This window comes from Myxococcus sp. AB025B (assembly GCF_006518215.1).
In the GTDB taxonomy this organism is placed as follows: Bacteria; Myxococcota; Myxococcia; order Myxococcales; family Myxococcaceae; genus Myxococcus; species Myxococcus fulvus.
In genome coordinates this window covers 1-1,980 of sequence record NZ_SRLW01000591.1, presented here as the reverse complement: position 1 = coordinate 1,980, position 1,980 = coordinate 1, and the positions used below count along the sequence as shown (strand labels likewise).

The window sequence follows — 1,980 nt, the reverse complement described above, 5'->3', positions numbered from 1 at the left end:
GGATGACGGAGCGCGCCGGCTCCTCCGCGAGCCAGGGCTCGAGGGGCTGGGACTTCGAGCGGCGAAGGGCCTCCTCCATGTCATGGAGGAGTTCGGCCTGGGCGCGGTCCCTGGCGGAGCGGAGGGCCTCGCGGCTCTCGCCATGGAGGGGGAGGCCGGATTGGGAGGAGGCCGCGAGCGGCGGGACGTTGGAGGCGCGGGATGAGGAGGGAGGTGGGACTTCCTCGACATCGTCGGCGGGGATGATGTCGCCAACGTCGAGCATCAGCTCGCCGATGTCCTCCTGGGTGGAGGCCGTGGGGGCTGGGAGTTGGAGGGCCTGGGTCTCCGCGAGGCGGGCCTGTTCGGCCTGGTGCTGTTCTTCCGCGAGGCGGGCCTGTTCGGCCTGACGTGCCTCTTTCGCGCGGCGGACCGCGTCGGCCCTGCGACGCTCGACCTCGAGTCGGAGCTCTTCGGCGCGACGGGCTTCTTCGGCGAGGCGGGCTTCCTCCGCGAGGCGCTCGTCCTCTTCACGAAGCCGAGCTTCTTCAGCAAGGCGAGCCTCTTCGGCTACGCGGGCCTCCTCTGTGAGACGCTCCTCTTCGGCCACGCGGGCTTCCTCTGCCTGCCGGGCCTCTTCTGCAGCGCGAGCCTCTTCTGCCACTCGCGCTTCCTCAACGAGACGAGCCTCTTCAGCCCGACGTCCTTCCTCTTCACGAAGGCGAGCCTCTTCAAGCTGACGCGCTTCCTCCGCACGAAGCCGCGCCTCTTCAGCGAGACGGGCCTCTTCAGCCAACCGAGCCTCTTCGGCCAGGCGAGCCTCTTCAGCCAATCGCGTTTCTTCCGCGAGGCGGGCCTCTTCGACAAGGCGGGCCTCTTCGGCCCGCCGCTCCTCCTCCGCACGAAGCCGGGCCTCTTCAGCGAGACGGGCCTCTTCAGCGAGGCGGGCCTCTTCAGCGAGGCGGGCCTCTTCAGCCCGACGCTCTTCATCTGCGCGGAGCCGGGCCTCTTCAGCGAGGCGGGCCTCTTCAGCCAGTCGCGCCTCTTCAGCGAGACGCGCCTCCTCCGCAGCGAGACGAGCCTCTTCGGCGAGACGAGCCTCTTCGGCCAGTCGCGCCTCTTCGGCCCGACGCTCTTCCTCCGCACGAAGCCGGGCCTCTTCGGCGAGACGAGCTTCTTCAGCGAGACGAGCCTCTTCAGCGAGGCGGGCCTCTTCAGCGAGGCGGGCCTCTTCAGCGAGGCGGGCCTCTTCAGCGAGGCGGGCCTCTTCAGCCAGTCGCGCCTCTTCGGCCCGACGCTCCTCCTCCGCACGAAGCTGGGCCTCTTCAGCGAGACGAGCCTCTTCAGCGAGACGAGCCTCTTCGGCGAGACGAGCCTCTTCGGCCAGTCGCGCCTCTTCGGCCCGACGCTCTTCCTCCGCACGAAGCCGGGCCTCTTCGGCGAGACGAGCTTCTTCAGCGAGACGGGCCTCTTCAGCGAGACGGGCCTCTTCAGCGAGACGAGCCTCTTCAGCCAGTCGCGCCTCTTCAGCCCGACGCTCTTCATCTGCGCGGAGACGGGCCTCTTCAGCGAGACGAGCGTCTTCAGCAAGACGGGCCTCTTCAGCCAGTCGCGCCTCTTCAGCGAGGCGGGCCTCTTCGGCCCGACGCTCTTCCTCCGCACGGATGCGGGCCTCTTCAGCGAGACGAGCCTCTTCAGCCAGTCGCGCCTCTTCGGCCCGACGCTCTTCCTCCGCACGAAGCCGGGCCTCTTCGGCGAGACGAGCCTCTTCAGCGAGGCGAGCCTCTTCAGCGAGGCGGGCCTCTTCAGCGAGGCGGGCCTCTTCAGCCAGTCGCGCCTCCTCCGCACGAAGCCGGGCCTCTTCAGCGAGACGAGCCTCTTCAGCGAGACGAGCGTCTTCAGCAAGACGGGCCTCTTCAGCCAGTCGCGCCTCTTCAGCGAGGCGGGCCTCTTCGGCCCGACGCTCTTCCTCCGCACGGATGCGGGCCTCTTCAGCGAGAC

Annotated in this window: 1 protein-coding gene and 1 pseudogene; one reads left to right on the top strand and one right to left on the bottom strand. The window is 68.8% G+C overall.

Annotated elements, in window-relative coordinates; genetic code table 11:
• Nucleotides 1-265 (bottom strand): annotated as a pseudogene (locus FL311_RS45830) (hypothetical protein); the annotation flags it as partial.
• Between the two features lie 45 nt (nt 266-310).
• Between FL311_RS45830 and FL311_RS42850 the strand changes: the two are divergent.
• Nucleotides 311-1,980, top strand: a 1,670-nt coding sequence (locus FL311_RS42850) for a hypothetical protein (RefSeq protein ID WP_153882731.1), incomplete at its 3' end; no start/stop codon positions are given.